Origin of the sequence: Novosphingobium sp. CECT 9465 (assembly GCF_920987055.1) — a bacterium.
Lineage (GTDB): Bacteria > Pseudomonadota > Alphaproteobacteria > Sphingomonadales > Sphingomonadaceae > Novosphingobium.
The window spans coordinates 1257225-1282749 of sequence record NZ_CAKLBX010000001.1; the positions used below are offsets into that span (position 1 = coordinate 1257225).

A 25525-nucleotide genomic window follows, 5' to 3' on the forward strand; every position below is an offset into this window, starting at 1 on the left:
GCACATCCACCATGAGCGTCGATCCGCATCTCGCCGGGCTTTCCGGCACCGTCGTCCACGATGTCATCGTGCCCGCCCGCGCACCGTGGCTCCATCATGTCGCCGCCGGGCAGACCCTGCGCATTGTCGATCTCGAAGGCAATCAGGCGGTCGATTTCCTGCTCTATGCCACGGCTGACGATGCCGAGCGCTACAGTGCGCAGGATACAGTAGCGGCGCAGGGCAACCTGTTCCTGCGCCAGGGTACGGTGCTGCGGTCAAACGAAGGCCGTGCGATGATGACCATCGCGGCCACCTCGGTCGATTATCACGACACGATCGGCGGGGCCTGTTCGTGCGAGTCCAACACGCTGCGCTATGGCCACCACACCAAGTCTGAACATGCCTGTGTGGAGAACTTCCTTGAGGCGAACCTGCTGGAAGGGCGCGGCAAGCGCGACATCGTTTCGAACATCAACTTCTTCATGAACGTGCCGGTTGAAGCGGACGGATCGCTCGGCATCGTCGATGGCATTTCCGCACCCGGCCTGACCGTGGACCTGCGCGCCGAGATCGACGTGACCGTGGTCGTCTCCAACTGCCCGCAGATCAACAATCCCTGCAACGGCTTCAATCCCACCCCCGTCAGGATGATCGTGACAGCATGAACTTCGACACTGTCCTGATTGCGAACCGTGGCGCGATTGCCACGCGGATCATTCGCACCCTGAAAACGATGGGCCTGCGTTCGGTGGCGGTCTATTCCGAAGCCGACGTGGACTCGCTTCATGTCGCGCAGGCCGATGAAGCCGTCTGCATCGGCGGCGCGCGCGCGACGGAAAGTTACCTCAATATCCCCGCGATCCTCGATGCCGCGCGCAGGACCGGGGCAGGGGCGATCCATCCGGGCTACGGCTTCCTTGCCGAAAACGCCGAGTTCGCCGAAGCCTGTGCCGAGGCGGGCATCGTGTTCATCGGGCCGACGCCTGAAAACATGCGTACTTTCGGCCTCAAGCACAGCGCCCGTGCGCTCGCTGCGGCGCACGGTGTGCCGCTGGCGCCGGGCACAGACCTGCTTACCGGTGAAGACGAAGCCGCACAGGCCGCGAATGTCATCGGTTATCCGGTCATCCTCAAGGCGACCGCTGGCGGCGGCGGCATCGGCATGCGCATCTGCGAGGATGAGGCCGACGTTCGCGATGGCTTTGCCACCGTTGCGCGGCAGGGTCTTGGCAGCTTCGGTGATTCCGGCGTGTTCCTCGAACGCTATATCCGTCGGGCGCGCCACATAGAGGTGCAGATTTTCGGGGACGGGCAGGGCCGGATCGTGGCCCTGGGTGAACGCGATTGCTCGCTCCAGAGACGTAACCAGAAGGTGGTGGAAGAAGCCCCGGCACCGCTGCTGCCCACGGTCGTCCGTGCCGACCTGATTGCCGCCGCCATCCGGCTGGGCCAGGCCGCCAATTATCGGTCGGCTGGTACGGTCGAGTTCCTCTACGACGCCGAGCGGGAGGAGTTCTTCTTCCTCGAAATGAATACCCGCCTTCAGGTCGAACATGGCGTGACCGAAGAGGTCATGGGGATCGACCTCGTTGAATGGATGGTGCGGGGCGGTGGCGCGGATTTTGCCTTCCTCGATTCCGCGCCAACCACGCCTTCAGGCCATTCGGTGCAGGTACGGCTCTATGCCGAAGACCCGGCGCTGGATTATCGTCCCACCTCCGGCACCTTGACCGCAGTGGATTTTCCCGCGGATATCCGCGCCGAAACCTGGGTGATGGCCGGTAGCACCGTCAGCGCATGGTATGATCCCATGCTGGCCAAGCTGATCGTCCACGCCGATACGCGTGAAGCGGCGGTCAAGGCCATGCAGGTCGCGCTCGATCATTCCCGCGTGGACGGCATCGAAACGAACCTGCGCTGGTTGCGCGATGTGGTTCGCTCCTCCGCCTTCGTCAACGGCGAGGTTTCCACCCGCGCGCTGGCCGACATCGCCTACAAACCGCGCAGCATACAGATCATCAGCGGCGGAACGGCGACGACCGTGCAGGACTGGCCGGGTCGACAAAGGCTGTGGTCGGTCGGTGTGCCGCCTTCCGGGCCGATGGACGACCAATCCTTCCGTCTGGGCAATCGGCTGCTCGGCAACCCGGAAGGTACGGCGGGGCTTGAAGTAACGATCACCGGCCCGACGCTGCTGTTCAATTCCGCCAGTCGCATCTGTCTGACAGGTGCCGATTTCGGCGCGACTCTCGATGGTGCCCCGGTCAGGCGCGGTGTCGCGATCAGTGTCGCAGCAGGGCAGACCCTTGCGCTTGGCCGGGTCAACGGCGGCGGCCTGCGCGGCTATATCCTGCTCGCGGGGGGGCTGGACATCGCGCCGTACCTCGGCAGCCGCAGTACGTTCGAGCTCGGCCAGTTCGGCGGACACGCCGCGCGGCGGCTGCTTGCAGGCGATACGCTGCATCTGGGTGACGAGATCGGGGAAAGCGCGCTGCCAAAGGTCGCAGTGCCCGAACTGTCGAACACATGGGAAGTGCGCGTCCTCTATGGCCCGCATGGAGCACCTGATTTCTTCACGGATGAAGACGTGGACACCTTCGTCGCGGCAGAGTGGCAGGTCCATTACAACAGCAATCGCACCGGCGTCCGCCTTGTCGGCCCGAAGCCGCAATGGGCGCGCAAGGATGGCGGAGAGGCGGGGCTGCATCCGTCCAACATCCACGACAATCCCTATGCCATTGGCGCGGTGGACTTTACCGGCGACATGCCGATCATTCTCGGTCCCGATGGCCCGTCGTTGGGCGGGTTCGTATGCCCGTTCGTAGTGATCGCGGCGGATCGCTGGAAGATCGGTCAGCTTTCACCGGGCGACAAGTTGCGTTTCGTGCCGGTCAATTCGGTCGATGCCGCCGCTGCCGACACGCTGCAGCGCCGCCTGCTTGCAACCGGCGAAAGCCATGGTATCGGCCCGGCGCGGCCCATCGAAACGCTTTCGCCCATTCTCGGCGAGATTGCCGAAGGTCCCAAGCGTCCGCGCACGGTCTATCGCCAGCAGGGCGATCGCAACATCCTTGTCGAATACGGTCCCATCGTGCTCGATATCGAACTGCGCATTCGCGTTCAGGCGCTGATGACCGAACTTGAGCGCATGGCGTTGCCCGGCGTGATCGACATCGTGCCCGGCATCCGTTCGCTCCAGTTCCATTTCGATGGCGTGACGATGACGCAGGGCGCGGCCCTGACCACGCTGATTGCCGCCGAAGAACGGCTGGGCGATCTTGAGGACTTCACGATCCCCTCACGCATCGTCCACCTGCCGCTGAGCTGGCGCGATCCGGCGACCATCGAGACCATCGAGAAATACATGGGCGCGGTGCGCGATGACGCGCCGTGGTGCCCGGACAATATCGAATTCATCCGCCGCATCAATGGCCTGCCGGATCAGGCGGCGGTCGAGAATTTGATCTTCGAGGCGAACTATCTCGTCCTCGGCCTTGGCGATGTCTACCTTGGCGCGCCGGTCGCAACGCCAGTCGATCCGCGCCACCGGCTGGTGACGACAAAGTACAATCCGGCGCGCACCTGGACACCGCCCAACGTCGTCGGCATCGGCGGGGCGTACATGTGCATCTATGGCATGGAGGGGCCGGGCGGATACCAGTTGTTCGGGCGGACCATTCAGGTGTGGAACACGCACCGCCAGACCGATGCCTTCATCGAAGGCAAGCCGTGGCTGCTGCGCTTCTTCGATCAGATCCGGTTCTATCCGGTAAGCGCGGATGAACTGGCGGAATGGCGCCGCGATTTCCCCACAGGCAGGCAGTCCATCCGCATCGAACCATCAGAGTTCCGCCTGGCCGATTATCGCGCGTTTCTTGCCGACAATGCTGAGGCAATCACAACCTTCGAAACGCAGCGTCAGGCCGCGTTCGATGAAGAACGTGCCGAATGGCAACGCCGCGGTGAATTCGACCGGACGGACCTTGCCGAACCCGAAGTTGCTGAAACCGGCGCAATTCAGGTGCCCGACGGTGCAGACGTGGTCGAAGCGCCCTTCGGTGGCAGTGTGTGGAAGATGCTTGTCGCCGTGGGTGATGAAGTGGCCGCAGGCGATACGATAGCGATCATCGAGGCGATGAAGATGGAGTGCCGGGTCGATAGTCCGAATGCGGGAACGGTGGCCGCCCTTTACACCCAGGAACGCCAGCCCGTGCAGCCCGGCGCGCCGATCCTGGCCCTGACGAGGCACGCATGATCAGGCTCGACCGCATACGCGCTGCGACTATCGCGCAGGCCGTCAAGGCCGGGCAGACCACCGCTATCGCCGTGGCGGAGGAGACGCTGGAATGCCTTGCCGCCTACGACAGTATCCAGCCGCAAATCTGGATCAGCCGCGCATCGCCTGAACAACTGCTCGACGCCGCGCGCGCCATCGATGCGCGAATTGCCGCTGGCGAGGTATTGCCACTGGCCGGTGTGCCTTTCGCCGTGAAGGACAATATTGACGTCGCAGGCTTCGAAACCACTGCGGCATGTCCGGCCTTTGGCTATCTGCCCGATGCTTCGGCTACGGTTGTCGAACGCCTGCTCGCGGCCGGGGCACTGTGCGTCGGCAAGACCAATCTCGATCAGTTCGCCACCGGCCTCAACGGTACGCGCAGTCCTTACGGGGCGCCGCGCAACGCCTACAACCTTGCCTACGTCAGCGGCGGGTCCAGTTCCGGCTCGTCCAGCGCGGTGGCGGCGGGGCTGGTGGCCTTCGCGCTGGGCACCGACACCGCCGGTTCGGGCCGTGTCCCCGCGGCGTTCCAGCACCTGATCGGGTTCAAGCCGAGCAAGGGGCGGTGGAGCAACCGGGGGCTGGTGCCCGCCTGCCGCACACTCGATTGCATCAGCGTCTTCACGGATGACATCGCCGATGCCCGCCTGATCGACGCGGTCGTGGCAGGCTTCGATGCGGCTGATGCCTATTCGAAGCCGCTTGCCAACCGCCCCCTCGAGCGCAAGACCATCGGTGTCCCGCGCCGTGACCAGCGCATGTTCTTCGGCGATGGCGAAGCCGAATATCTCTATGATCGCGCGCTCGAAAAGCTGGGCGAACTGGGCGAGGTGGTAGAGATCGACTACGCGCCGCTGCAGGAAGCGGCGCAGTTGCTGTACAGCGGGCCGTGGGTGGCCGAACGGACTGCCGCCCTTGCCAGTCTGCTGGCCAGCAATCCCGATGCCATCGATCCGACGGTGCGCGAAGTCGTGTCTCCGGGGCTGGAAATCGGTGCGGTCGATCTGTTCAACGGCATCTATCGCCTTGCCGAACTGAAGCGTCATGCCGACCAGCTTTGGAACAGCATCGACCTGATGGCCTTTCCCACCACGGGCACGACATATCGCGTGGCCGAACTTCAGGCCGCACCGATTGCGCTGAACAGCGCATTGGGATTTTACACCAACTTCGTCAATCTGCTCGACATGGCAGCACTGGCGATCCCTGCCGGAATGCGTGGCAATGCCACCGGGTTCGGGATTACGCTTATCGGCCCGGCCGATACCGACGCTGCGCTGCTGGACATTGCAGACGCCTATCTCGCGGTGGCGGACCTCCCATCGCTACCCCCGCTCGATCTGGAGGGCAAAATGCAGACCGTGAAACTCGCCGTTGTGGGCGCTCACCTCAAGGACATGCCGCTCCACTGGCAGCTTACATCGCGCAATGCCACGTTCGTCGGCGCATTCGAAACGGCACCGACTTACCGTCTCTATGCCATGGCCGATAGTGTGCCGCCCAAGCCGGCCTTGGTACATAGTACGGATGGCGCGGCGATTGCCGTTGAAGTCTATGAACTGGGTGTGGCTGAATTTGGCAGCTTCGTGGTCGAAGTGCCCGCTCCGCTTGCCATCGGCACCGTCACGCTGGCGGACGGCACCAGCGTCAAAGGCTTCGTTTCGGAACCGCGCGCGCTGACCGGGGCTGAGGACATCACCAGTCTTGGCGGCTGGCGCGCGTACATTGCATCGCGCGCCTGACGCGAAGCTCGAATCACCACGACGAAAGGGCAGACGATGCAGAAGCTTCGAGTGATAGCCACCGCAATGGCAGCGGGCCTTTGCGGGATTTCGTCCGCTGCGCTGGCACATGCCGAACAGGTAATCGACGTTCCCGGTTTCGCCGATTTCCTTGCGGTGGACGGTGACAGCGTGTGGGCCACGAATGCGGGCAGGGTTGAGCGCTGGTCCCGCAAAGGCAAGCTTGCCGGTGTTGCGATGGGGCGTCCCTGCGGGGCGATGGCCGTTGCCGAGGGCAGCCTGTGGGTTGCCGATTGCAAGGAAAATGCGCTCATCCGCATCGATACGGCCAAGGCCGAGAAGATCGCCACGATTGCCACCGGCATCGCCAATCCCAAGGGCGAGCTGAATGTCGTGGCGGGTGCGGGATCGGTATGGGTCGCCAGCGATCCGAAAGGGATCGTTTCGCGCATCGATCCGGCAACCAACAAGGTCACGGCCCGGATCAAGGTGAACCCGGAAACGCATTACCTCGCGTTCGGATTTGGATCGCTATGGGCGGTCAGCAGCGATAGCAGCGCGATCCAACGCATCGATCCTGCGACCAATGCTGTCGTCAAAACCACGGCGCTGGGTAAAGTGCCGGGCTTTCTCGCGGCTGGCGAAGGTGCGGTTTGGGTTCAGGAGCAGGGCGATGGCACGGTGGCGCGCATCGATCCGCAAACAGGGGATGTGACAGGCCGGGTCAAGGTTGGCGCGGTGCTGAAATATGGCGATATCGATACGGGCGCGGGTATGGTGTGGCTGCGCACGACCGAGGACCAGACTTTCGTTGCGATCGATCCGGCAACGCTTACGGTCACTGCGCGGTTGGGCAAGGCGGAGGGCAGCGGCGCGTTGCGCTTTACGCCAGACGGCCTGTGGACCTCTGCCCACGATGTGCACACGCTGACATGGTGGCCTGCGCCAGTCCTGACGCCGGGGAAATGACCACATTCGCGGCCCGACGATTGTCAGGCCGCGAATGTGGCTGAATCAACGGCGCGCGGCAAGCCGGACAGCAGTGCCCTGCTCAGCAGCAAGCCGGGTTTCGATCTGCGCGCGGACATCGGCGACGACCGCGGCGCGGCATTCCTGCGTCTTGGCTTCAAGTGCAAGGTGCACACCCGAAAGACGATCGCCACACACGGCGCGCGCAGCCTGGTCCATGCGGATGGCAAGGCGTTCCTGACCGTCGGCGGTGGACAGGTTGAGATCCTGAAGGTTCAGGACGGCCTTGTCACGGGCGAAGGGATTTTCGGTCGCGGCGGCGGCGGGAACCGTGGTCGCGAATGCGAGAGTGGCGAGTGCCACGTGGCCAATCTTCAACGTCATCTCCTGCGTAGAACGGGCACCGCTCTATGGCGGCTGCCACTCACATAGCAACGCGGGATGAAACTTTCAATATTGAACCCAAATTTGTTGTTTTATTACTATAAGGTTTGGGCGGTATTACTTCACCCGGACAACCAGGATGGCGAGATTGCCCGTGTGGCCAAGCATGCCGATGGGCAGGTCCGCCTCATGCTCGGCCCCGGCCACGGACACCGAAATCGTTCGCGCATAAGGTTCGGACCAGGCGCGCACGGTATTTACCGGCAAGCGTAGGCGCCACTTGCGCGCGCCTTGCGCCGCAACGACATGGCCGTTGATGCTGACTTCCGAAGTCGCCTCGTCACGGTGGCCGGAAACGAGCAGACAGCTTTCCGACCCGCAATTGACCAACTTTGCTGAGGGTGCAGGCGCGGCAAGGGCCGGTGCAGCCATGCCACTTGCCAGAAGCGTGCTCAGTGCAAATGTCTTGAGACCGATCATGGGCCTAAGCCTCCTTTCAATCGATGGCGATGCCGGCCCGCTCGAAGAAGCGGCGGACGGGTTCGAGCACTTCGGCGTGGCGCTTCCAGCGCGCGACCGAGTCGGCGTAGATCGGGCGGCGCACTTGCGCGGCGCTCGGCGTGGAAACGGGTGCGGCATTGGTGTGGAACGAAAGGCAATCGTCCGACCAGTCCAGCCCGCAGTGGGCCAGCAACTGGCGGGTCTGCCCTTGCTGGTCCGCGACCAGGTCTTCGTAGCGCAGTTCCAGTACGCGCCCCGGCAGCGCCGCGCGCCACAACGCCATCAGCTGGTCGAAGCGCGCATAGTAAGCGGCGATGTCGAGCAGGTCGTAGCTGTAATCGTAATAGCGCGAGCTGATCGCAAACAGGTTGCGGAAGTTGGCCAGCACCGTGTCCATCGGATTGCGGCGCAGGCAGACGATTTTGGCATTGGGCAAGGCTTTGGCGATGAAGCCCGCATAATGGAAATTGCCCGGAAACTTGTCGGTAAAGCGCAGCGCCGGATTGCGGCGGTGGTGGCTGGCGCGCTGCAGGTAATCATGCCCGATTGCGCCCAGATCGGTCCGCGCCGCTTCGGCGATGGTTTCGGCGTCCATCACGGTCTGGCTGCGGGTTCCGGCTGCCTTCTTCACGGCAAGCGGCATGGCCTGCAATTCACCGGCGCTTTCGACATCGGGATGTGAGGAGAGGATGCGGTCGACCAGCGTCGTACCGGTGCGCGGCATGCCGATGATGAAGATCGGCGATTCTTCAGATGCTCCGCTGACCGATGCATCCTGCAATCTCGGCCAGCTTGCCTCTATCGCATCGAAAGAAGCTGAATCGCTGGCGAAAGTGTAGGGCAGGGTGCGTCGGTGTTCGGCGTTCGCAGCGCAAAGCGTATCAAGCGCCTGATCCGGTTCGCCAATGTCCTCCAGTTCCTTGGATAGGGCATAGCCCAGCAGCAGCCGGTCACGGCCTTCGCGCGCCGCGGCGTAAGTCCGTCCAAGCCGCTCGACATGATTGCTCTGGCGGCTTTGCTTGCGCAGGCGGGACAGCAGGTGATGTGCGCGGGCCTGTGAAGGGGCGAGCGCGATCAGCGCTTCCAGCGCTGCTTCCGCTTCATCGGTGCGTCCGAGAAAGTTGAGCGTGACCGCCTGATTGTATCGGTATTCGGTGTTGCCCGGCTCCAGCCGCACCGCTTCGGCAAAGTGGCCGAGAGCGGCTGCATGGTTGCCAAGGCGGGCATAGACACAACCCATCGTGTCACGGCCAAGAGCATCGGCGGGTGGCGCGATTTCGGCATCGCGCAGCGTGGCTGCCGCATCGCCATCGCGGCGGACCAGCGTGTAAAGCCGCGCCAGATGCGCGCGGTATTCGCCCTGCGGATCGATCGCCACAGCCTGCGCCAGATGGGCGATGGCCGAAGTGATCCGGCCCGTACCGGCTTGGGCGATACCAACAAGGAAATGCGCTTCGGCATCGCCGGGATTTTCCGCAAGCGCGGCGGTTGCCTGCTGGTGCGTTGTAACCATGTCGCCCCGGACCAGCGCCTGTCGCGCTGCCTCAATTCGCCCGGAACGCATCAGGATCATGCCGCTGGCGCCATGGGTTCAGCGCCGGTCCGTCGGGCCTTGATCTTTTCGATCACCGGCTGGAACGGGAATATCGTCTGTTCCCAGATCGTCAGCCGCTTGCGCTCCTCCTGCCCTACGAGCGCCGCTTCGCCTTCGCGATACGTGCCGAAGATGCGGTCCAGCAGGATCAGCGAATTGCCATAATTGCAACGCGTTGCCTCGTAATCGGTCGAATGGTGCAGGCTGTGATGGCGGATCGTGGTGAAGAAGAACGAATACCAGATCGGCGGATCGGCGCGCACGTTGGCGTGGGCGAAGGTGGAAATCACGCCCATCGTATTGATCCCGGCGAATAGCGCGGTCTTGTCGAAATCGAAGAAGGCCAGAACACTCAGGCTTATCAGGAACAGTTCGATCGGATTGCCGACCGCGCCCTTTGCGGCGTTGAGCTGCGTTAGATGATGGTGCGGCGCATGGGTCAGCCAGAATGGCGTCGAGTTGTGCATGAGCCGGTGCATCCAGTACTGGCCGAACTCCAAGATCACGATCACCATCACGACCTGCACCAGCCAGGGCACATGAACGAGCCATTTGGTGGTGATCCCAAGCGCTTCCTTGGCAGCCAGCAGCGGGTCTTCGACCAGGGTCTGGGTCAACCACGAGATGACCGTCGCGCTCAGCACGACATAGAACAGGTCGGTGAAGAACTCCTGCCGGTTCATGCGCCAGCCCGCATGCCGTTCGTTGACCAGTTCGAGCAGCAACACGACGATCACGATCAGCGACGATGTGACGATCAGCGTCCAGCCGTGATCGAGAACAGCCTTCGGGGCATAGGCCCAGAACATCAGTACCGCCGCGATCATTGCGGGCGGGATCAGATTGAAGACCTTGTTCTTGATGCTCGTTGGCATTGCGCAGCTCCGAAATATCCCGGAATTTTGCGCTGCGGTGCATCATAAGGGCAGGCGTAAATGCCCGATGAAAGACATAGATTTGAATTATGACCTGCGCAGCGCCCTGACCCTGCGGAACACTTCATCCCAGAACAGCTGCGTTGCCGTGTCTCGCGCCGGTTGCGCGCGCGCCAGCAGGTAGATGTCATAAGAGGGTTCGACATCGGCATGAAGCAGCGGCCACAACGTGCCGTTGGCCACTCCGCTTTCGGCTGCAAGCACGGGCAGGAAGCCGATCCCCACGCCCAGCGTGATCAGTCTGCGCGCCTCGTTGATATCTTCGGCAAGCCCGCTGACCTTGGTTCCCAGCCGGTAACGTCGGCGCAAGTGCGTGATCAGCTCGATCTCGTCCTCTCCGGTCAGGACGAAGCCTTCGTCCTTGAGGTCGTTCAGCCGATTGACACGATGCCCGAAATAGGGGCTGCTGCGCGAACAGTAGAGTTGTTGTCGTTCCACCAGCAACGGCTCGTACATCAGGCTGCCACGAACGCTGCTGTCATAACCGACGCCGATTTCCACTTCCCCCTGCTCCAGCGCATCGAGAACTTCGCGCCAGGGCGAGACGCGGATTTCGATGTGAATGGCAGGGTTGCGCCGGTGGAAGCTGGCAATGGCTTCGTCAAACTCAGGCGAGACGAGGCCCGAAACGATCTGAATGCGTACGAACCCTTCGACGCGCTTGGTTGCCTGCGCGATCTGGTGCGGCATCATCCGCGCGGATTCGAGCATGTCCTCGCACAGCGCCATCATCGCCTTTCCTGCCGCCGTCATTTCCACGCCAGTGGCGGTGCGGTGCAGAAGTGTGGTGCCGACGTGATCCTCAAGCCGCTTGAGCGCGGCGCTGATGCTGGGTTGCTGGCGATTGAGCTGGCGCGCCGCCGCGCCGATTCCGCCCGCGCGCACGATATCGACGAACGTCCGCATAAGGTTCCAGTCGACGCGGCTGGCAAATTTCTTGTCGATCAGGGGCACGCGATCGCTCATGCCGGTGTCTCTCGTCTGAAGGATTTCATCTGGCGTGTTTAGCGCCTCAGGATCATGATCATAGATCAAAATGATGAAAAACATAAAAATGAGCCGTCTATCGTTATGACCTGTCCAATCTATCTCCGGTGAGCATGACCGAACCGCACCTTCTCCCGATCGTCGATATCTCAGGACTGGGCAGCGATGCCATTGACGACCGGCTTGCGGTGGCCCGCGAACTGGACCGGGCCTGTGCGGATTTCGGGTTTCTCTACATCACCGGCGGGCAACTCGAAGGTGCACTGTTCGACCGGCTGATCGCCCGCGCCAGAACGTATTTCGCGCTTGATCACAAGACCAAGATGGCAAGCTATATCGGCCTGTCCGAGAACCACAGCGGGTATGTGCCGGTAGGCGAGGAGCAGTTTGCCGAGGGCACCGCAGATCTCAAGGAAGCGTACGACATAAATCACGATTACCGGCGGATTGACGGTCGCAGGCGGCTGCTGGGGCCGAATATCTGGCCCGATATGCCCGGATTTCGCGAGGATGTGCAGGCCTATTATCAGCATGTCACCGGGATCGGTCGCCAGTTGTTCCGCGGTTTCGCGCTGGCGCTTGGTCTGGACGAGCATCATTTCGATGGACTGGCCCGCAACCCGCCAAGCCAGCTTCGCATGATCCACTATCCGTTCGATGCCGGTGCGCAGGACAGGCCCGGTATCGGATCGCACACCGACTATGAATGCTTTACCCTGCTGTTCGCCACCGCCCCCGGTCTGCAGATCGTGGACAAGCAGGGGAACTGGCAGGATGTTCCGCTGGTGGAAGGCGCAATGATCATGAACATTGGCGACATGATGGAGATCCTCTCGAATGGCCGCTATGTCGCCACTCGGCACCGCGTCAAGAAGGTGCCAGAGGAGCGCTACTCGTTCGCGCTGTTCCATTCGCTGGATTACGATCACGTTGTCGCGCCGGTCGTCAAAGGCCAGCCCCCGCGATACGCGCCGCTGCGGTGCGGGGAACATCTGTACAACCAGACGGCGCAGACATTCGCCTATCTCAAGCGCCGGATCGCCAGCGGGGAGCTTGTTCTCCATGAGGCGGCCCCACTCGATTCCTTCGGCCAGCGTGTTTCGGCGGCAACCGCGTGACGCTCGATGAATTGGTGGCCGTGCTTCCCTCGACCGGGCTGGACGGCACCGCTTTTCCGCGGCGCCTGCTGGGCGCATTCCGGCGCAGGAGTATCACCTTCTGCAATGGCATGACTGACGACACTACGATCGTCTACTGGTTCCAGTCGCGCAGCTTCACCATCGACTTGCGCCTGCCTGAAGGGGCAGCCACGCCCGTCACCGCGCGACAGGGCTGGACCGGCGACACGCTGTGGGACGAGCGTAGGCAGCAAATGTCGTGGACGATTGACCGCGGTTACCAGCCGCGCAACCAGTGGCCTGAACCGGCAAATCTTGCGTTCATCGGCAACAGTGTGCTCGAATTTGCGCCATCGGGGGCCTATGTCGAAGACTGGCGGCAACAGTGCACACGCGGCCCGCTGCTGGGCCTGCGCCTGCACAATCTGCTGGATGAAGCGACCGGGCAAACCCATGCGATGGAAGGTGGCCTTGTGATCGCGGGAGATCACGTGGCATATGCGCAATCGCGGTTGCCCTCGGTCGATAAAGCCCTGCGTGGCGCGGATAGCCTGTTGCAATCACTGGCCGCAGGCCTTGCAACCGAACGGCAGATCGAAAGTTGCGAAGTGTCGATTGCCAAAGGCGGCCAAACCATCACCCACAGTACCCAGCCGAACCGTGTGGGTGGGGCAATCGCGGCGGGAGATTTTGCGATCGATTCCGAAGGACGCGTCATCCTGGCAAGGGTCATCGACGGCGCGCCGTTCCGGTTGTGCTTTTCGCTCGACATTCACGTGCCCGATTTCGCGTTCGACAACGAGACGCCCGGAACGCCAGCGGCGCGCGTCTGGATCAATGACGAACGCGATCATCTCTTGCGCAATGCCAGTATCGCGCGATGAGGGATGCGGCCGCTTTTCCTGTCATGACCATGACCCGACGCATTCTGATGGCGTTGGCCATGGCAATCGCAGCGCTGTGGCTTCCCGCAGCGGCATCGGCGACTCCCGAAGGCTATACGCGATATTTCATTGGTGATCGCGCTGCGCCCACGCCTGCCAAACGCGAACCGGGCCTGCTGCTGGCCGGCGGCGGCGATTGGGACATGAACGCCTTTCGCTGGTTCGTGGCCAAGGCCGGGCACGGGCACATCGTCGTGCTGCGCGCTTCGCAAGCCGGGCAAGCGGGCGAGGAATTCATGAACAGCATCGGCGGCGTCGCCTCGGTCGAGACTTTCGTGTTCGATGATCGCAAGGCAGCCTATGATCCGCGTGTCTTGAGCGCGCTGGAGAAGGCGGACGGCGTTTTCATCGCAGGCGGCGATCAATCGCGCTACGTGCGCTTCTGGCAGGCAACGCCGCTTTCTACCCTGATCGACAAGCTGGCCAGAGACCGGCCGATTGGTGGCACCAGCGCTGGCCTGGCGATCATGGGCTGGCATGGCTATGCCGCGTTCGGCGATGGCATCACGTCACCCGAAGCGCTCGAAAATCCTGTGGCGCTCGGCGTGACCAATTACAGTGATTTCCTGCATTTGCCGCGCATGGAACGCATCTTCACCGATTCCCATTTCATGATCCGCGAGCGCATGGGCCGGTTGATCGCGTTCATCGCCAAGGAGCGCAAGGCCGGTGCGCGCAACATCGTCGGGCTGGGCGTGGATGAGGACGCATCGATTGTTGTCGAGGGTGACGGCACGGCGCGCCTGATGGCGCCTGCCGGCACTTATGGCTGGCTGGTGGAACCGGCTGGCCTTCCCAGGCGTGCAAAGCTCGGCCAGCCGCTCGATTATGCGCCGGTGCGGATCACCGGCATCGGCCCGCACAGCCGCTTCGATCTGGCGACGCTCAAGGTCACCAATCCGGCATTTGTCGGCACGGCTTCGGTCATGGATGGCAAACTGTCCGGCGTACCGGTGCCGCCCGTGTCCCGGCCGGAACCCAAGACGCCCTAACTGCGCTTCTTCAATACGCGGGGCAGGGTCGCGCCCATCACGGTCAGCATTTCGGGCGCGTAGGCCGAACCGTTCGCCTCGAACTCTGCCTGCGTGATCCGCTGGTTGCCCTGCGCGCCGAACAGCACGACTTCATCGTCCAGCCGCACCCTGTCCTGCCAGCTGGTGACATCGACCATCAGCGTGTTCATCGTGACCCGCCCGACAACCGGAAAGCGTTGCCCGCCGATCAGCACTTCAGTGCGATTGCGCGCCTCTGCGGGAAATTCGGGCTGGTTGGCATGGCTGAACCCGCGCCGCATCCCGTCCGAATAGCCAAGCGGGATATTCGCCAGCCAGGATTCGCGCTCCAGCCGGTATGTGCGGTCATAGTTCACCGTCTGCCCGGCCGGATAGCGGTTGACTGCTGCAATTCGCGACTTGATCGTCATCGTCTGGATGAAGCGGTCGGTCTTGTACGAACATGACGTAATCGCGGGAGCGCCGGCCTTTGGCCAGATGCACGGGATTACTGGAAGGTTGGTTGCCCCCCGATAAGATGAAGAACGGGCTCACGATTTTGGACCGGGCCCAGCATCAAATGGAGGACAACCGTGGATCAGCATATAGGACTCGACGTCTCCCTGAAAGACACTTCAGTATCGGTTCGTCAGGACGGCAAGCGCATTTGGCGTGGCAAGTGTGCATCCGACCCGAAGCTTCTCGCAGAAGTGATCCGAAAGCGCGCACCAAATGCAAAGCGCGTGGTATTTGAGACCGGACCTTTGTCGGTATGGTTTTTCCATGCCCTCACTGCGGAAGGTCTGCCGGCGATCTGTATAGATGCGCGCCATGCCAAGGCCGCTCTGGATATGGCTGCCAACAAGACCGATGCGAACGACGCTGACGGACTGGCCCATCTGGCTGAAGTTGGTTTCTATAGGGAGGTCCGCGTCAAAGGCTTCGACAGCATGTTGATGAGGACGCTGATCGCCGCCCGCCGTCAACTCATGAAGATGAGGGTGCAGATGTCGAACCAGATACGTGGGCTGATGAAGACGTTTGGGCTGGTCGTCCCCAAAGGTGTCGGCAGCGTCTTTGAACGCAACGTTCTTACGCTCCTAGAAGGCGAAAACGATTTGGCGCGCATCATCCTGCCGCTGCTCAAAGCCTGGAGCGATATTCGGGTTCGTGTGGCAGAGTTAACCAAGCAACTGGTTACGATGGCCGGCACGGACCAACGCTGCCGCCTGCTTACTTCAGTGCCTGGTGTGGGAACGGTCACCGCCACGGCCTTTGCAGCAGCCATAGAGGATCCGATCAACTTCAAGAACTCGCGCGCTGTAGGCGCCTGGGTCGGTCTAACCCCGAAGCGATATCAGTCGGGAGAGGTTGACTATGAAGGCCACATCTCGCGTCGCGGCGACGCAAAGTTACGCACCTTGTTGTACGAGGCGGCTTCGGTCATTTTGAACAGGTCGACGGAGACGAACACCTTGCGCACCTGGGCTCTGGCGCTGAAGGAACGGCTCGGTTTCAAACGAGCCGCCGTCGCCCTCGCGCGCAAACTGGCAGTCATCATGCATGCGATGTTGACGTCGGGCGAGCTGTTTGATCCCAATGCTGGAGCCGCCGTGCCTACTTGATCTACATCGGCACACCTTCACCAGCACATCTAACGTTTCACTGATAGCGTCCTTTGAGGACGCGCCGAGCCGTCCCTGCCGGGACGCGGCTGAGATCATTCCGCGAAGCGGGAAGCAACTGCCCTCGTGAGCAGATTGCGTCACGAACATAGGAAGATCTTGCCTACGGAACACATCCTGCGGCGATCAACTTGCGTCGACCGCGTAGACGACCCTGTACCCGGCATACGCATGGCTTCAGTTATAAACGATTTGATTTGGCTGGCTTGACAGAGGGGCGATTAGACGACCCGGATCGCCATAGATCAGGCCGCCGACCCGCACCATGTCGAGCCGGGTTTCGGGATGCTTGAGCGCGGCAAAAGAGTTGCGGTGTGGCGCAGCAAACCAGCCGAAGGCAGGCCTTGCGCGTTCAGCCATGCGATGTCTTCGTGGTAACGGTGCAACTGACCCAGAATGTCGTCGGTTTCCTCGCTCGGATAATGGGTCATCATCCCGCGAATGGACAGCCCCTCAAGGCCCAGCAGCGCGCGGGCGTCGGCCTTGCCGTATTCGGTGGAAAGCTCCACCCCGTTGCGCGACATGCCGCCGGAATTGAGCGCGAGTTGAACCGGCAGGGCGCGCTTGCGTGATCGCTTGCGCCACATCTGCTGCAATCGCCGCGCCGCCTCTGGATTGGCAATCAGTTCCTCGACGGCAAAGGGGAAGGCGTCCTCCATCTCCTCAGGCGCTGCCGTGCGGATGCGCAACAATCGCCCGCGATAGCCCAGCGCCCGAGCCACCCGCGCCTCATCGTTCGACGTGATCGCAACGTCCGTGATCCGTTTCGCGATGATCGACGGCATAAGCAGCGATATGCCGTTGCCATAGGCATCGGCCTTCATCACCGCACAGACCCGCGCGCTGCCGACCCATTGCCGGACCGCGTCGATATTGGCCTCGAACACTCCGGCGTCGATCTCGATCCAGCCGTTGCGCCGCATGGCTTTGGCCAACGTCAGCCCGGCATTGTTCACTGACAGCAGGGGCGCAGCAACGGCATTTGCTGCGGTCAATCCGGCCAGAGCCACACAGCCGGTGATGAATCCCCGACGTTGCATCACTTCACGCCCCGCAGCACCATTTGCCCCGGATAGGCGCCGGTCGCCTTGCCCTGTTCGGCCACGATCACGCCGTTGACCATGACCATGGCAACGCCCTCGGCGAGCGCACTGGGCGCCTCGACCGTGGCATTGTCGGTGATGCGATCAGGGTCGAACAGCACCAGATCGGCCTTGTAGCCTTTGCGGATGGTGCCGCGCCCGGCGATGCCAAGCTGCTCGGCGGTCTGCGCGGTCATCTTGCGGATCGCCTGCGCGATGGTCAGCCGCTTCTGTTCGCGCACATAGAGCCGCAGCACTTTGGCAAAGGCGCCGGTGCCGCGCGGGTGGCGCGATCCGATCATGCCATCCGAACATAGTACGCTGTGATCCCATGCGATGAAATCGGCCACGTCGCGCGGGTCCATCGCTGTCCCGATTACGGCTTCTGCCCGGCCCTTGTCGGGATTGGCAAGCTTCCATGCCTCGGCCGTCTGGATCAATGAAAGGTACGTTGCCGCCGGTTCTTCAGCGCGCGCAGCCGCAATCTGCGCAATGGTCTTGCCCACCAGCGAAGGATCGGGCGCGTAGAAACCCAGCAGCATGCCTTCGGGCGTGGTCAGATGTTGCAGGGCAAAGCGTGCAGCATTGATATCGGTGAAGTCGCGCTTGGGAAAAAGCACGGTCAGCGTCGATTGCCAATATTCGTAAGGATAGACATTGGCGGTAACCTTGATCCCGCGCGCGCGGGCGGCGTCGAGCTTTGCCAATACGCCCCTGGCGGTGCCCCATCGATCGACCACGCCCAGTTTCAGGTGCGATACCTGCACCGGAATGCCGGTCTTTTCGCCAAGATCGAGCAGTTCGTCGAGCGCGGCGTCGAACGTCACGTCCTCGTTGCGCATGTGGCTGATATATCGTCCGCCGCCTGCCGCTGCCGTACGGGTAAGGGCGAGCAGTTCGGCATGGTCGGAATATATGCCGGGGTCGTATTCCAACCCCGTCGAAAGCCCAAGCGATCCGGCCTTGAGATCGGCGTCCAGCAACGTCTGCATTGCTGTCACTTCCGCAGGCGTAGCGGTCCGCTTGAAATCCGCGCCCATCACCTTGTCGCGCAAGTAGCCGTGGCCGCTGTAGGAGCCGACGTTTATTGCCGGTGGACGGGCATTGAACTTCGCGGCGATCTCCGCAAAAGGCGCGGCGCTTTCACCGTCCTGCCCGATGACGATCGTGGTCACCCCTTGCGCCAGCAGCGGCGGCATCGCGCGATCAGCGTAATCGCCCCGGTCATGGTGGCTGTGCGCGTCGATGAACCCCGGCGAAAGGACCATGCCGCTGGCGTCGATCACCGTTTCGCCGTTGCGCGGACGCAGGATGCCGACACCCACGATCACGTCCTTGTCCACCCGCACTGCCACGCTTTGCGCGGGTGCTCCGGTGCCGTCATGCACAATCGCCCCGGTGATCAGAGTGGATGCTGTTGCCGGGCCGTTTGCGCCCAGCAGGACTGCAAGAGCGATGGCGGTCAGTTTTGCGTTGGAAATGCCCAAGATATGGTCCCCCTTGCTCACGCGTTTGCAGCGTTCGGTTGGGGGAAAGCAAGGCCGGGGGCTGCGCTTGCGCGGTCTAAGGTGCTGATGGATCGGCGAGAATTTTTGTTGTGTCCTCGGTGCCGGTCTCGGCGTAATCGTTATCCATCGCGGACCGAAATCGAGACGATCTCGATGGCTTCGGTCTTGCCTCCGAAGTCGACCAGTTCGCCCGGCTCCGCATCCATGATCGCGCGGGCAAGCGGAGCGGAAAAGGCGATCAACCCATGGGTCGGATCGGCCTCGTCATCGCCCACGATGGTCACGTCGCGCAGCTTGCCCGCATGCCGGATCGTGGCCGTCGCGCCGAACGCCACCACCGATCCGTCCGGCCGGTCCATCAGTTGCGCGGTTGCTTGCCGTGTGCTCCAATACCGCAATTCGCGCCGCGCTTTCTTCAACGCATCCTCATCGGCAATGCTTGGCAGGTGCGCCTCGATCTCCGCCAGTTTCGCGCGAATCTGCGCCAGCCCGCGCGGTGTGACAAGGTTCGGGCCGGGAGGGATCGGCAATTCGAACCTGGGTTCGAGATGCTCGTCATCCCCTTCACGGCGAAACGCGACACTCATCGGCAGCAACTCCCTTTCCCGCATGGCCATCGGCCGATCGCACGGCTGACGCAAGGCCGACCTTTGCGAACGGTCCAACTGCCAGCCAGCCATTTCGACCCGCCCGGATTCCCTCCGCGACCATTGCCATCGCAGGCAGCCCGTGCTTGGGGCTTTGCCCGGCGGCCGATTGCTGTAGGTTGCGCCGCCACGCCAGGAAAGCATTGTCCCGATCATCATGCCCGTGCCCGAATCCCATCTTGCAGATCTTGGCTGGACTCCGTTTTTCAGCGAACAGGTAACGCCGGATGAAGCCGGTTCCTGCCAGCCAGTGCGCGTGATGGCTGTCCACCGTGGCGAGATCGAAGTGGCGGGCGAGGGGGTGCAAGCACAGATTTCGTCGCGCCTGCCTGTGTCAAGCGGCGAGGAAGACCGTCCGACCGTGGGGGACTGGTTGCTGATCGACCGCGAAAGCCTTGCGCCGCAACGTGTGCTTGCCCGCGCCAACTTGTTCAAGCGCCCCGCGCCGGGCGATGATCGCAGGCTGCAATTGATCGCGGCCAACGTCGATACGCTGTTCATCGTCGCATCATGCAATCAGGATTTCAGCGTCCCCCGGCTTGAGCGCTACCTCGTGCTGTGCCGCGAAGTCGGGGTGTCACCTGTCCTCGTCCTTACCAAGATCGACCTTGCCGACAATGTGCAGCGCTTCATCGATGCTGCGCGCCAGCTTCAGCCGGGGCTGCACGTCGAAGCGATCAACGCGCGTGATCCCGCCAGCGTTGCCCGCCTTGCCGCGTGGTGCGGCAAGGGCAAGACCGTTGCGCTGCTCGGCTCTTCAGGCGTCGGCAAATCGACCATGGTCAACACCCTGCGCGGGTCCGACGCCATCGCCACGCAACCGGTGCGCGAACAGGACGGGAAGGGGCGTCACACCACTACCGTGCGCCAGATGCACCGGCTCGATCGCGGCGGGTGGCTGATGGACACGCCGGGGATGCGCGAATTCCAGTTGTCCGATGCAGCCACTGGGCTTGCCGAAGTGTTCGACGATATCGTGGCGCTGACGCTTGAATGCCGGTTCAACAACTGCACGCATGAGGCAGAGCCGGGCTGTGCAATTCGCGGTGCCATTGCACAAGGCACACTTGATGCCGCGCGCCTTCGACGCTGGCGCAAGCTTTCGGACGAAGACCAGGACAATACCGGCACCATGGCCGAGCGGCGGGTTCGCACGGCCAAGTCCGGCAAAAGGAAATAACGATGGCCGATCTCTATCTCAAGGCGCTGGAAGCCGAACGCAAGAGCCTGTGGGCCGCCTGCCGCCTCAAGGGCCTGCCCAAGGGCACCCCCGAACGCCTGCGTATCGAAGAACTCGATCACCTGCTGGCCGAGCACAAGGCGAAGAAGGCCGCTCCGGCGGCGAAATAGCAGCGCTGTGTGGTGGTATGACACTGGTGCCGGCTAGAGGATTCGAACCCCTGGCCCCCTGATTACAAATCAGGTGCTCTACCAACTGAGCTAAGCCGGCCCGCGTCGTGGATTCGCCTCTAGCGTCAGATGGCCCCGAAGGTCCAGCCCTCGGTGTGTGCAATTTCGGCAGAAAGTTCGCGCGGCGCCCAAAGATGGGGGTCGTGCGCTGCGTTTCGCAGCCATGCCGCGGTGATGATCGCATCGCAACTATGGTCGTCAAGCGGCCCGGTGATGCCCGAAGGGCCGCACCCCAGCACGTTCAGACCGGTGTCCAGTTCGTGCGCGTCGCGCATCTTGGACCGCGCTGCGGTGCGTCCTGCCGCCATAGCCGCGATGGTGGTGTATATCTCGCAAACCACCGGGCCTTTCCGGGGCATGGGATCGACTGGCCAGACCGATATGTGCGCGCCAAGCCGATGCAGAAGGCGCATCCCGGTAAGGCTTGATTTGCCGACTTGCGCCGCACCGATGAGGTTGAAGTTGGAATAGGGCCTGCACCCCATGCGCCGCTGCGCCGCTTCGGATACTCGAAAGCGCCCTTGTCCGCCGCCAAACTGAGTGCCTTCGCGCCCGCCATGACGGCGAAAATGCATCGATACTGTGGCGTGGTCCACGAAAGCGCCGACTGACAAATGCGGTTCGTTCGTGCAAATCTTCTCCACCAACGCCCACAATTCCCGTGCGCTTCGGGGGCTTTCATCCCATCCGGGAAAGAATGCGCCCTTGTCGATAAAGGGAAGGGAGATGCCAAGGTCCATGCCGACCAGCGCGTCGTCGGGCAGTTCATGGCTCAGCCAGTGGAGAACCTCGGTCCGTGACCAGCGGTGTCCGGGGCGAACCAGTCTCGGCGCATCCTGTCCGCGCCCGGCCATGGCCAAGGCAATGCCCTTGTGCCGTTCACCGGCCGCGCCAGACCAGTCGATCGCCACGAAATGGCCGAAACGGTTGAGGTTCATTCCCCGCCGCGCTCGCGCCGTTTGCGCTCCCACCATTCCAGCCTTCGCGCCACTTCGCGTTCGAACCCGCGCTCGACCGGGCGATAGTAGGTCTGCGGTGCCATGCCTTCGGGCCAGTAGTCTGCACCGGAGAAACCGTCCGGCGCATCATGGTCATAGGCATAGCCTGCGCCATAGCCGATGTCCTTCATCAGCTTGGTCGGCGCATTCAGGATGTTGGACGGTGGCGCCAGAGATCCGGTCTCACGCGCCGATTTCCACGCGGCCTTGTGTGCGGTGTAGGCTGCATTCGATTTGGGTGCCGTGGCGATATAGAGCAGCGCCTGCACGATCGCCAGTTCGCCTTCCGGGCTGCCGAGAAATTCGTAGGCATCCTTGGCGGCGAGGCATTGCACCAGGGCTTGCGGATCGGCCAGACCGATGTCCTCCACCGCCATGCGCACCAGCCGACGCAGCACGTATAGCGGTTCCTCGCCCGCCACCAGCATCCGCGCCATGTAATAGAGCGCCGCCTGCGGGTCCGATCCGCGCACACTTTTATGCAATGCCGAGATCAGGTTGTAATGCCCGTCGCGGTCCTTGTCGTACACCGCCACGCGCCGCATCAGGAACTTGCCCAGGCCTTCGGGGTCAAGCGGTGCGGGCAGCGATACGTCGAACAAGGTTTCGGCCTGATTGAGCAGGAACCGTCCGTCGCCATCGGCCGATGCCACCAATGCATCGCGCGCAGGCGGTGTAAGGGGGAGGCGCAGGCCGGTGATGGCCTCTGCACGCGCGAGGAGCGTACCGAGCGCGGTGGCATCCAGCCGATGCAGGATCAGCACTTGCGCGCGCGATAACAGCGCAGCATTCAGCGCAAAACTGGGGTTCTCGGTCGTCGCGCCGACCAGCGTGATCGTGCCGTTTTCGACCACCGGCAGAAAGCCATCCTGCTGCGCACGGTTGAAGCGGTGAATTTCATCCACGAACAGCAGCGTCCGGCGTCCGGCCAGCGCCATGGCCTCCGCTTCGGCAAACACCTTCTTGAGGTCTGCTACACCGGAAAACACCGCGCTGATGGCTATATAACGCATGCCCACCGCTTCGGCGAGCAGGCGGGCGATGCTGGTCTTGCCGGTCCCTGGCGGACCCCACAGGATCATCGAGGTCAGCTTGCCCGCGGCCACCGTCCGTCCGATGGCGCCGTCCGGTCCGGTCAGGTGGTCCTGGCCGATCACGTCCGACAAATCGCGCGGCCGCAGCCGGTCAGCCAGCGGCGCTTCGGCGCTGGCGGCGGGCGGGGGTCGGTCCTGCGGTTGCGGGGCGAAAAGGTCGGCCATTGACGAAGGAGATAGGCACCTGCGCAAAAAATTGCATCAGCCTCTTGCACGGATAAATCAAAGATATATCTTAGAGCCATCGAGCAAGAGGAAATCACATGCAATTCGAACATGGCCGTCATGCGCGCGGCTGCAATGGAGCAGATCGGCGTACTGCGAAACTGGCGGCCATGATCGCCGGGCGCTTCGGTGGCGACGGTCCTTTCGGAAGTGGCGGTCCCTTTGGTGAAGGGGGACCCTTCGGCGGAGGGGCGCCATTTGGTGGTCGTGGCGGAATGGGTGGCCGGGGCGGTGGCAAGCGCCGAAGCGGTGCGCGTATGTTCGCAGGCGGCGAACTGCGGCTGCTTCTGCTCCACCTTGTCAGCCAACAGCCGCGCCACGGCTATGACCTGATCCGGGCGGTGGGCGATCTGGCGGGCGGTGAATATGCGCCAAGTCCCGGTGTCGTTTATCCCACGCTCGCGCTGCTGGTCGATGAAGGACTGATCGTCGAGGAAGCTGAAGCTGGTCCGCGAAAGGCCTTTGCCGCAACCGAGGCGGGTTGCACGGAGCTTGCCGAAAAGTCCGAAGAAATCGCGGGCATCCTTGCGCGGCTCAAGGCAGTGGGTGATCAGCGCGAACGGTCCGAAAGTCCGCCGGTTCGCCGCGCGATGGGCAATCTTCACGCCGTCCTGCGCAATCGTGCGATGGCGGAAGGATTTTCCACCGAAACCGCGCACACTATTGCAGATATTCTGGATGAAGCCGCCCGCAGGATCGAGCGCCTTTGATGCTTCACGAATCCGCTCTCTCACGCCGCTTTGAGGATGGAGTCGTCCATGGTATCTTGCTCCCGCAAGCAACCGGGAGAGGTCCCATGGACAACCTGCAATCGCCACCTGCCAAAACGCCGGCACACCTCTGGGCCGTCGGCGTCATCAGCCTCTTGTGGAACAGCTTTGGCTGCATCGATTACACGATGAGCAAGCTTGATCCGGTCGGCTACATGCAGTCGGTGGGCATGGGGGAGGCGGAAATTGCCTATATGGGAACCTTGCCAGCGTGGCTCAGCGTGTTCTGGGCCATCGGGGTGTGGGGTTCGCTGCTTGGTTCGATCCTGCTGCTGATGCGATCGGAATGGGCTGTTACTGCCTTTGGCGTATCGCTGATCGGCCTCGCCGTCAGCCAGGTGTACCAGTTTACCGACAGTTCGATGCCCGCATCGATGCACAGCGGCGCGATGCTGGGAATGACCGCGGTGATCTGGGCGTCGCTGCTGTTCTTCCTGTGGTACGCCAGCCGCATGAAAGCCGCTGGCGTGTTGCGCTGACTTATTTCGCGCGCCGTTGCGCCTTCTGGCGCACCAGCCTCAAATACGTGTCCGCAACCGCCTGGTTGATGCGATCCCATGAAAACTCAAGGCTGCGCTCTTCCCCAGCAGCGCCGTGACGCGCGCGCAAGTCTGCATCCTGTGCATAGCTGCGCAGCGCTTCGGCAAACTGGCGCACCGCGCCCGGCGCTATCAGCCGCCCCGATACGCCATCGTCAACCAGGCTTTGGCTGCCGGTCGCCGCAGCGGCCACGACAGGAACACCGCAGGCCATGGCTTCGAGCGTGACGTTGCCGAACGTCTCGGTGACAGACGGGTTGAACAGCACGTCCATGCTTGCCACCGCCCGGCCAAGATCCGCGCCGCCCTGAAACCCGACGAATACCGCTTCGGGCAGGCGCGCGGTAAACCAGTCGCGCGCGGGGCCTTCGCCGACGACGATGACCTTGTGTTTTACGCCCTTGCGCTGGAGCTGGTCGATCGAGTCCGAGAACACGTCCAGACCCTTTTCCATGACCAGCCGGCCCAGGAAGCCGATTGCCACGTCATCGTCAGCGATTCCGAACGACCGCCGCCATTCAAGGCTGCGCGCGGCAGGGTTGAACACGTCGCGATCCACCCCGCGTGACCAGATGTCGATATCATAGTTCATGCGCTGGTCGCGCAGCACTTGTGCCATTGATTCAGACGGGGCGACCAGCGCATCGCAACGCCGGTAGAAGCGCCGCATCAGCGCTTCTACGATGGGTTCGGCCCAGGCCATGTTGTAATAGCGAAAGTAGGTTTCGAAGCGGGTGTGGACCGAAGCGAGGATGGGAAGCTTGCGGTGCCGCGCCCAGGAAACCGCCCGATGGGCCACCACATCAGGCGATGACACGTGCACCACATGCGGATCGAACGCTGCCAGATCACGGCGAACGCGAGGGCTTAGGGAGAGCGGGAAGCGGTATTCGGCGCGGCCCGGAATGGCGAACGAGGGCAGCCCGACCAGCGTGCCGGTCGCCGGGAATGCCGGGTTCTCAACCTTGGGTGCATAGACCCGCACATCGGCACCCTGCCGCAGCATGTAACCGACCAGCCGGTTGAGCGCCTGATTGGCGCCATCGCGGACATAATTGTAGTTTCCGCTGAACAGCGCCACGCGCAAACCGGAAAAGCTGGTGGGGTGTGCCGGGGCGATCAGAGTGTTCATCGCCCCGC

The 25525-nt window shown here is 62.7% G+C and carries 24 protein-coding genes and 1 tRNA gene; 12 read left to right on the plus strand and 13 right to left on the minus strand.

What is annotated here, in order from left to right:
• Nucleotides 1-11 precede the first annotated feature (11 nt).
• Genes LUA85_RS06110 through LUA85_RS06125 form a run of 4 tightly spaced genes read left to right on the plus strand, consistent with a single transcriptional unit; the run spans nt 12 to nt 6972 of the window.
• On the plus strand, nt 12-647 hold the full coding sequence (locus LUA85_RS06110; protein ID WP_231467855.1) for an urea amidolyase associated protein UAAP2: 636 nt from the start codon (nt 12-14) through the stop codon (nt 645-647).
• Nucleotides 644-4237 carry an urea carboxylase gene (uca, locus tag LUA85_RS06115; protein WP_231467857.1) on the plus strand — a complete coding sequence of 1198 codons (3594 nt, stop codon included), beginning with the start codon at nt 644-646 and terminating at the stop codon, nt 4235-4237. Before LUA85_RS06110 ends, uca begins: the two co-directional genes overlap by 4 nt.
• Complete coding sequence (gene atzF, locus LUA85_RS06120) at nt 4234-6003, plus strand: allophanate hydrolase (RefSeq protein ID WP_231467859.1); 1770 nt, start codon at nt 4234-4236, stop codon at nt 6001-6003. The genes uca and atzF overlap by 4 nt, the downstream gene beginning before the upstream one ends.
• 36 nt (nt 6004-6039) lie before the next feature.
• Complete coding sequence (locus LUA85_RS06125) at nt 6040-6972, plus strand: YncE family protein (RefSeq protein WP_231467861.1); 933 nt, start codon at nt 6040-6042, stop codon at nt 6970-6972.
• A gap of 45 nt (nt 6973-7017) precedes the next feature.
• On the opposite strand, the gene LUA85_RS06130 is transcribed toward LUA85_RS06125, so the two are convergent.
• From LUA85_RS06130 to LUA85_RS06150, 5 genes are all read right to left on the minus strand, one after another.
• The gene (locus tag LUA85_RS06130) at nt 7018-7356 is read right to left on the minus strand and encodes a UrcA family protein (RefSeq protein ID WP_231467863.1); all 339 of its coding nucleotides are present in this window, start codon (nt 7354-7356) and stop codon (nt 7018-7020) included.
• A 117-nt stretch (nt 7357-7473) separates the two neighbouring features.
• Nucleotides 7474-7836, minus strand: coding sequence for a hypothetical protein (locus tag LUA85_RS06135; RefSeq protein WP_231467865.1), 363 nt, complete (start codon nt 7834-7836; stop codon nt 7474-7476).
• 16 nt (nt 7837-7852) lie between these two features.
• Nucleotides 7853-9430, minus strand: a complete 1578-nt coding sequence (locus LUA85_RS06140) for a sulfotransferase (protein WP_231467866.1) — start codon at nt 9428-9430, stop codon at nt 7853-7855.
• On the minus strand, nt 9427-10326 hold the full coding sequence (locus tag LUA85_RS06145; protein ID WP_231467868.1) for a sterol desaturase family protein: 900 nt from the start codon (nt 10324-10326) through the stop codon (nt 9427-9429). Before LUA85_RS06145 ends, LUA85_RS06140 begins: the two co-directional genes overlap by 4 nt.
• An 87-nt stretch (nt 10327-10413) precedes the next feature.
• The gene (locus tag LUA85_RS06150; RefSeq protein WP_231471786.1) at nt 10414-11352 is read right to left on the minus strand and encodes a LysR family transcriptional regulator; all 939 of its coding nucleotides are present in this window, start codon (nt 11350-11352) and stop codon (nt 10414-10416) included.
• 134 nt (nt 11353-11486) lie between these two features.
• Here LUA85_RS06150 and LUA85_RS06155 point away from each other — a divergent pair, with 134 nt between their 5' ends.
• From LUA85_RS06155 to LUA85_RS06165, 3 genes are all read left to right on the plus strand, one after another.
• Nucleotides 11487-12491 carry an isopenicillin N synthase family oxygenase gene (locus tag LUA85_RS06155; protein WP_231467870.1) on the plus strand — a complete coding sequence of 335 codons (1005 nt, stop codon included), beginning with the start codon at nt 11487-11489 and terminating at the stop codon, nt 12489-12491.
• A 110-nt stretch (nt 12492-12601) separates the two neighbouring features.
• On the plus strand, nt 12602-13375 hold the full coding sequence (locus LUA85_RS06160) for a hypothetical protein (RefSeq protein WP_231467871.1): 774 nt from the start codon (nt 12602-12604) through the stop codon (nt 13373-13375).
• Between the two features lie 29 nt (nt 13376-13404).
• Nucleotides 13405-14427, plus strand: coding sequence for a cyanophycinase (locus LUA85_RS06165; RefSeq protein ID WP_231467873.1), 1023 nt, complete (start codon nt 13405-13407; stop codon nt 14425-14427).
• On the opposite strand, the gene LUA85_RS06170 is transcribed toward LUA85_RS06165, so the two are convergent.
• Nucleotides 14424-14858, minus strand: coding sequence for an alanine racemase C-terminal domain-containing protein (locus LUA85_RS06170; protein ID WP_231467875.1), 435 nt, complete (start codon nt 14856-14858; stop codon nt 14424-14426). The genes LUA85_RS06165 and LUA85_RS06170 overlap by 4 nt on opposite strands.
• 162 nt (nt 14859-15020) lie before the next feature.
• Between LUA85_RS06170 and LUA85_RS06175 the strand changes: the two genes are divergently transcribed.
• Nucleotides 15021-16052 carry an IS110 family transposase gene (locus tag LUA85_RS06175; protein WP_088185689.1) on the plus strand — a complete coding sequence of 344 codons (1032 nt, stop codon included), beginning with the start codon at nt 15021-15023 and terminating at the stop codon, nt 16050-16052.
• 305 nt (nt 16053-16357) lie between these two features.
• Here the strand turns inward: LUA85_RS06175 and LUA85_RS06180 are convergent, their stop codons facing one another.
• The 3 genes from LUA85_RS06180 to LUA85_RS06190 form a co-directional block, all read right to left on the minus strand.
• On the minus strand, nt 16358-17152 hold the full coding sequence (locus LUA85_RS06180) for an alanine racemase (RefSeq protein ID WP_231467877.1): 795 nt from the start codon (nt 17150-17152) through the stop codon (nt 16358-16360).
• Nucleotides 17152-18681, minus strand: a complete 1530-nt coding sequence (locus tag LUA85_RS06185) for an amidohydrolase family protein (RefSeq protein WP_231467880.1) — start codon at nt 18679-18681, stop codon at nt 17152-17154. The genes LUA85_RS06180 and LUA85_RS06185 overlap by 1 nt, the downstream gene beginning before the upstream one ends.
• A gap of 140 nt (nt 18682-18821) precedes the next feature.
• Nucleotides 18822-19289, minus strand: coding sequence for a GreA/GreB family elongation factor (locus LUA85_RS06190; protein WP_231467882.1), 468 nt, complete (start codon nt 19287-19289; stop codon nt 18822-18824).
• Nucleotides 19290-19512: 223 nt separating this feature from the next.
• On the opposite strand from LUA85_RS06190, the gene rsgA reads away from it, so the two are divergent.
• Together rsgA and LUA85_RS06200 are read left to right on the plus strand one after the other, a co-directional pair.
• Nucleotides 19513-20529: a ribosome small subunit-dependent GTPase A gene (rsgA, locus tag LUA85_RS06195; RefSeq protein ID WP_231467884.1), complete on the plus strand. Its 1017-nt coding sequence runs from the start codon at nt 19513-19515 to the stop codon at nt 20527-20529.
• Nucleotides 20530-20531: 2 nt separating this feature from the next.
• Nucleotides 20532-20699, plus strand: a complete 168-nt coding sequence (locus LUA85_RS06200; protein ID WP_231467886.1) for a hypothetical protein — start codon at nt 20532-20534, stop codon at nt 20697-20699.
• Between the two features lie 24 nt (nt 20700-20723).
• On the opposite strand, the gene LUA85_RS06205 is transcribed toward LUA85_RS06200, so the two are convergent.
• From LUA85_RS06205 to LUA85_RS06215, 3 genes are all read right to left on the minus strand, one after another.
• Nucleotides 20724-20799: transfer RNA gene (locus LUA85_RS06205), tRNA-Thr, on the minus strand.
• Nucleotides 20800-20824: 25 nt separating this feature from the next.
• Nucleotides 20825-21697 carry a hypothetical protein gene (locus tag LUA85_RS06210; protein WP_231467888.1) on the minus strand — a complete coding sequence of 291 codons (873 nt, stop codon included), beginning with the start codon at nt 21695-21697 and terminating at the stop codon, nt 20825-20827.
• Entirely contained in the window at nt 21694-23016 is a 1323-nt protein-coding gene (locus LUA85_RS06215; RefSeq protein WP_231467890.1) for a replication-associated recombination protein A, read from the minus strand. The genes LUA85_RS06210 and LUA85_RS06215 overlap by 4 nt, the downstream gene beginning before the upstream one ends.
• Nucleotides 23017-23114: 98 nt before the next feature.
• On the opposite strand from LUA85_RS06215, the gene LUA85_RS06220 reads away from it, so the two are divergent.
• Together LUA85_RS06220 and LUA85_RS06225 are read left to right on the plus strand one after the other, a co-directional pair.
• Nucleotides 23115-23786, plus strand: a complete 672-nt coding sequence (locus tag LUA85_RS06220) for a PadR family transcriptional regulator (protein ID WP_231467892.1) — start codon at nt 23115-23117, stop codon at nt 23784-23786.
• 86 nt (nt 23787-23872) lie between these two features.
• Nucleotides 23873-24325, plus strand: coding sequence for a hypothetical protein (locus LUA85_RS06225; protein WP_231467894.1), 453 nt, complete (start codon nt 23873-23875; stop codon nt 24323-24325).
• A gap of 1 nt (nt 24326) precedes the next feature.
• On the opposite strand, the gene LUA85_RS06230 is transcribed toward LUA85_RS06225, so the two are convergent.
• Nucleotides 24327-25517, minus strand: a complete 1191-nt coding sequence (locus tag LUA85_RS06230) for a glycosyltransferase family 1 protein (RefSeq protein WP_231467896.1) — start codon at nt 25515-25517, stop codon at nt 24327-24329.
• Nucleotides 25518-25525: the final 8 nt, after the last annotated feature.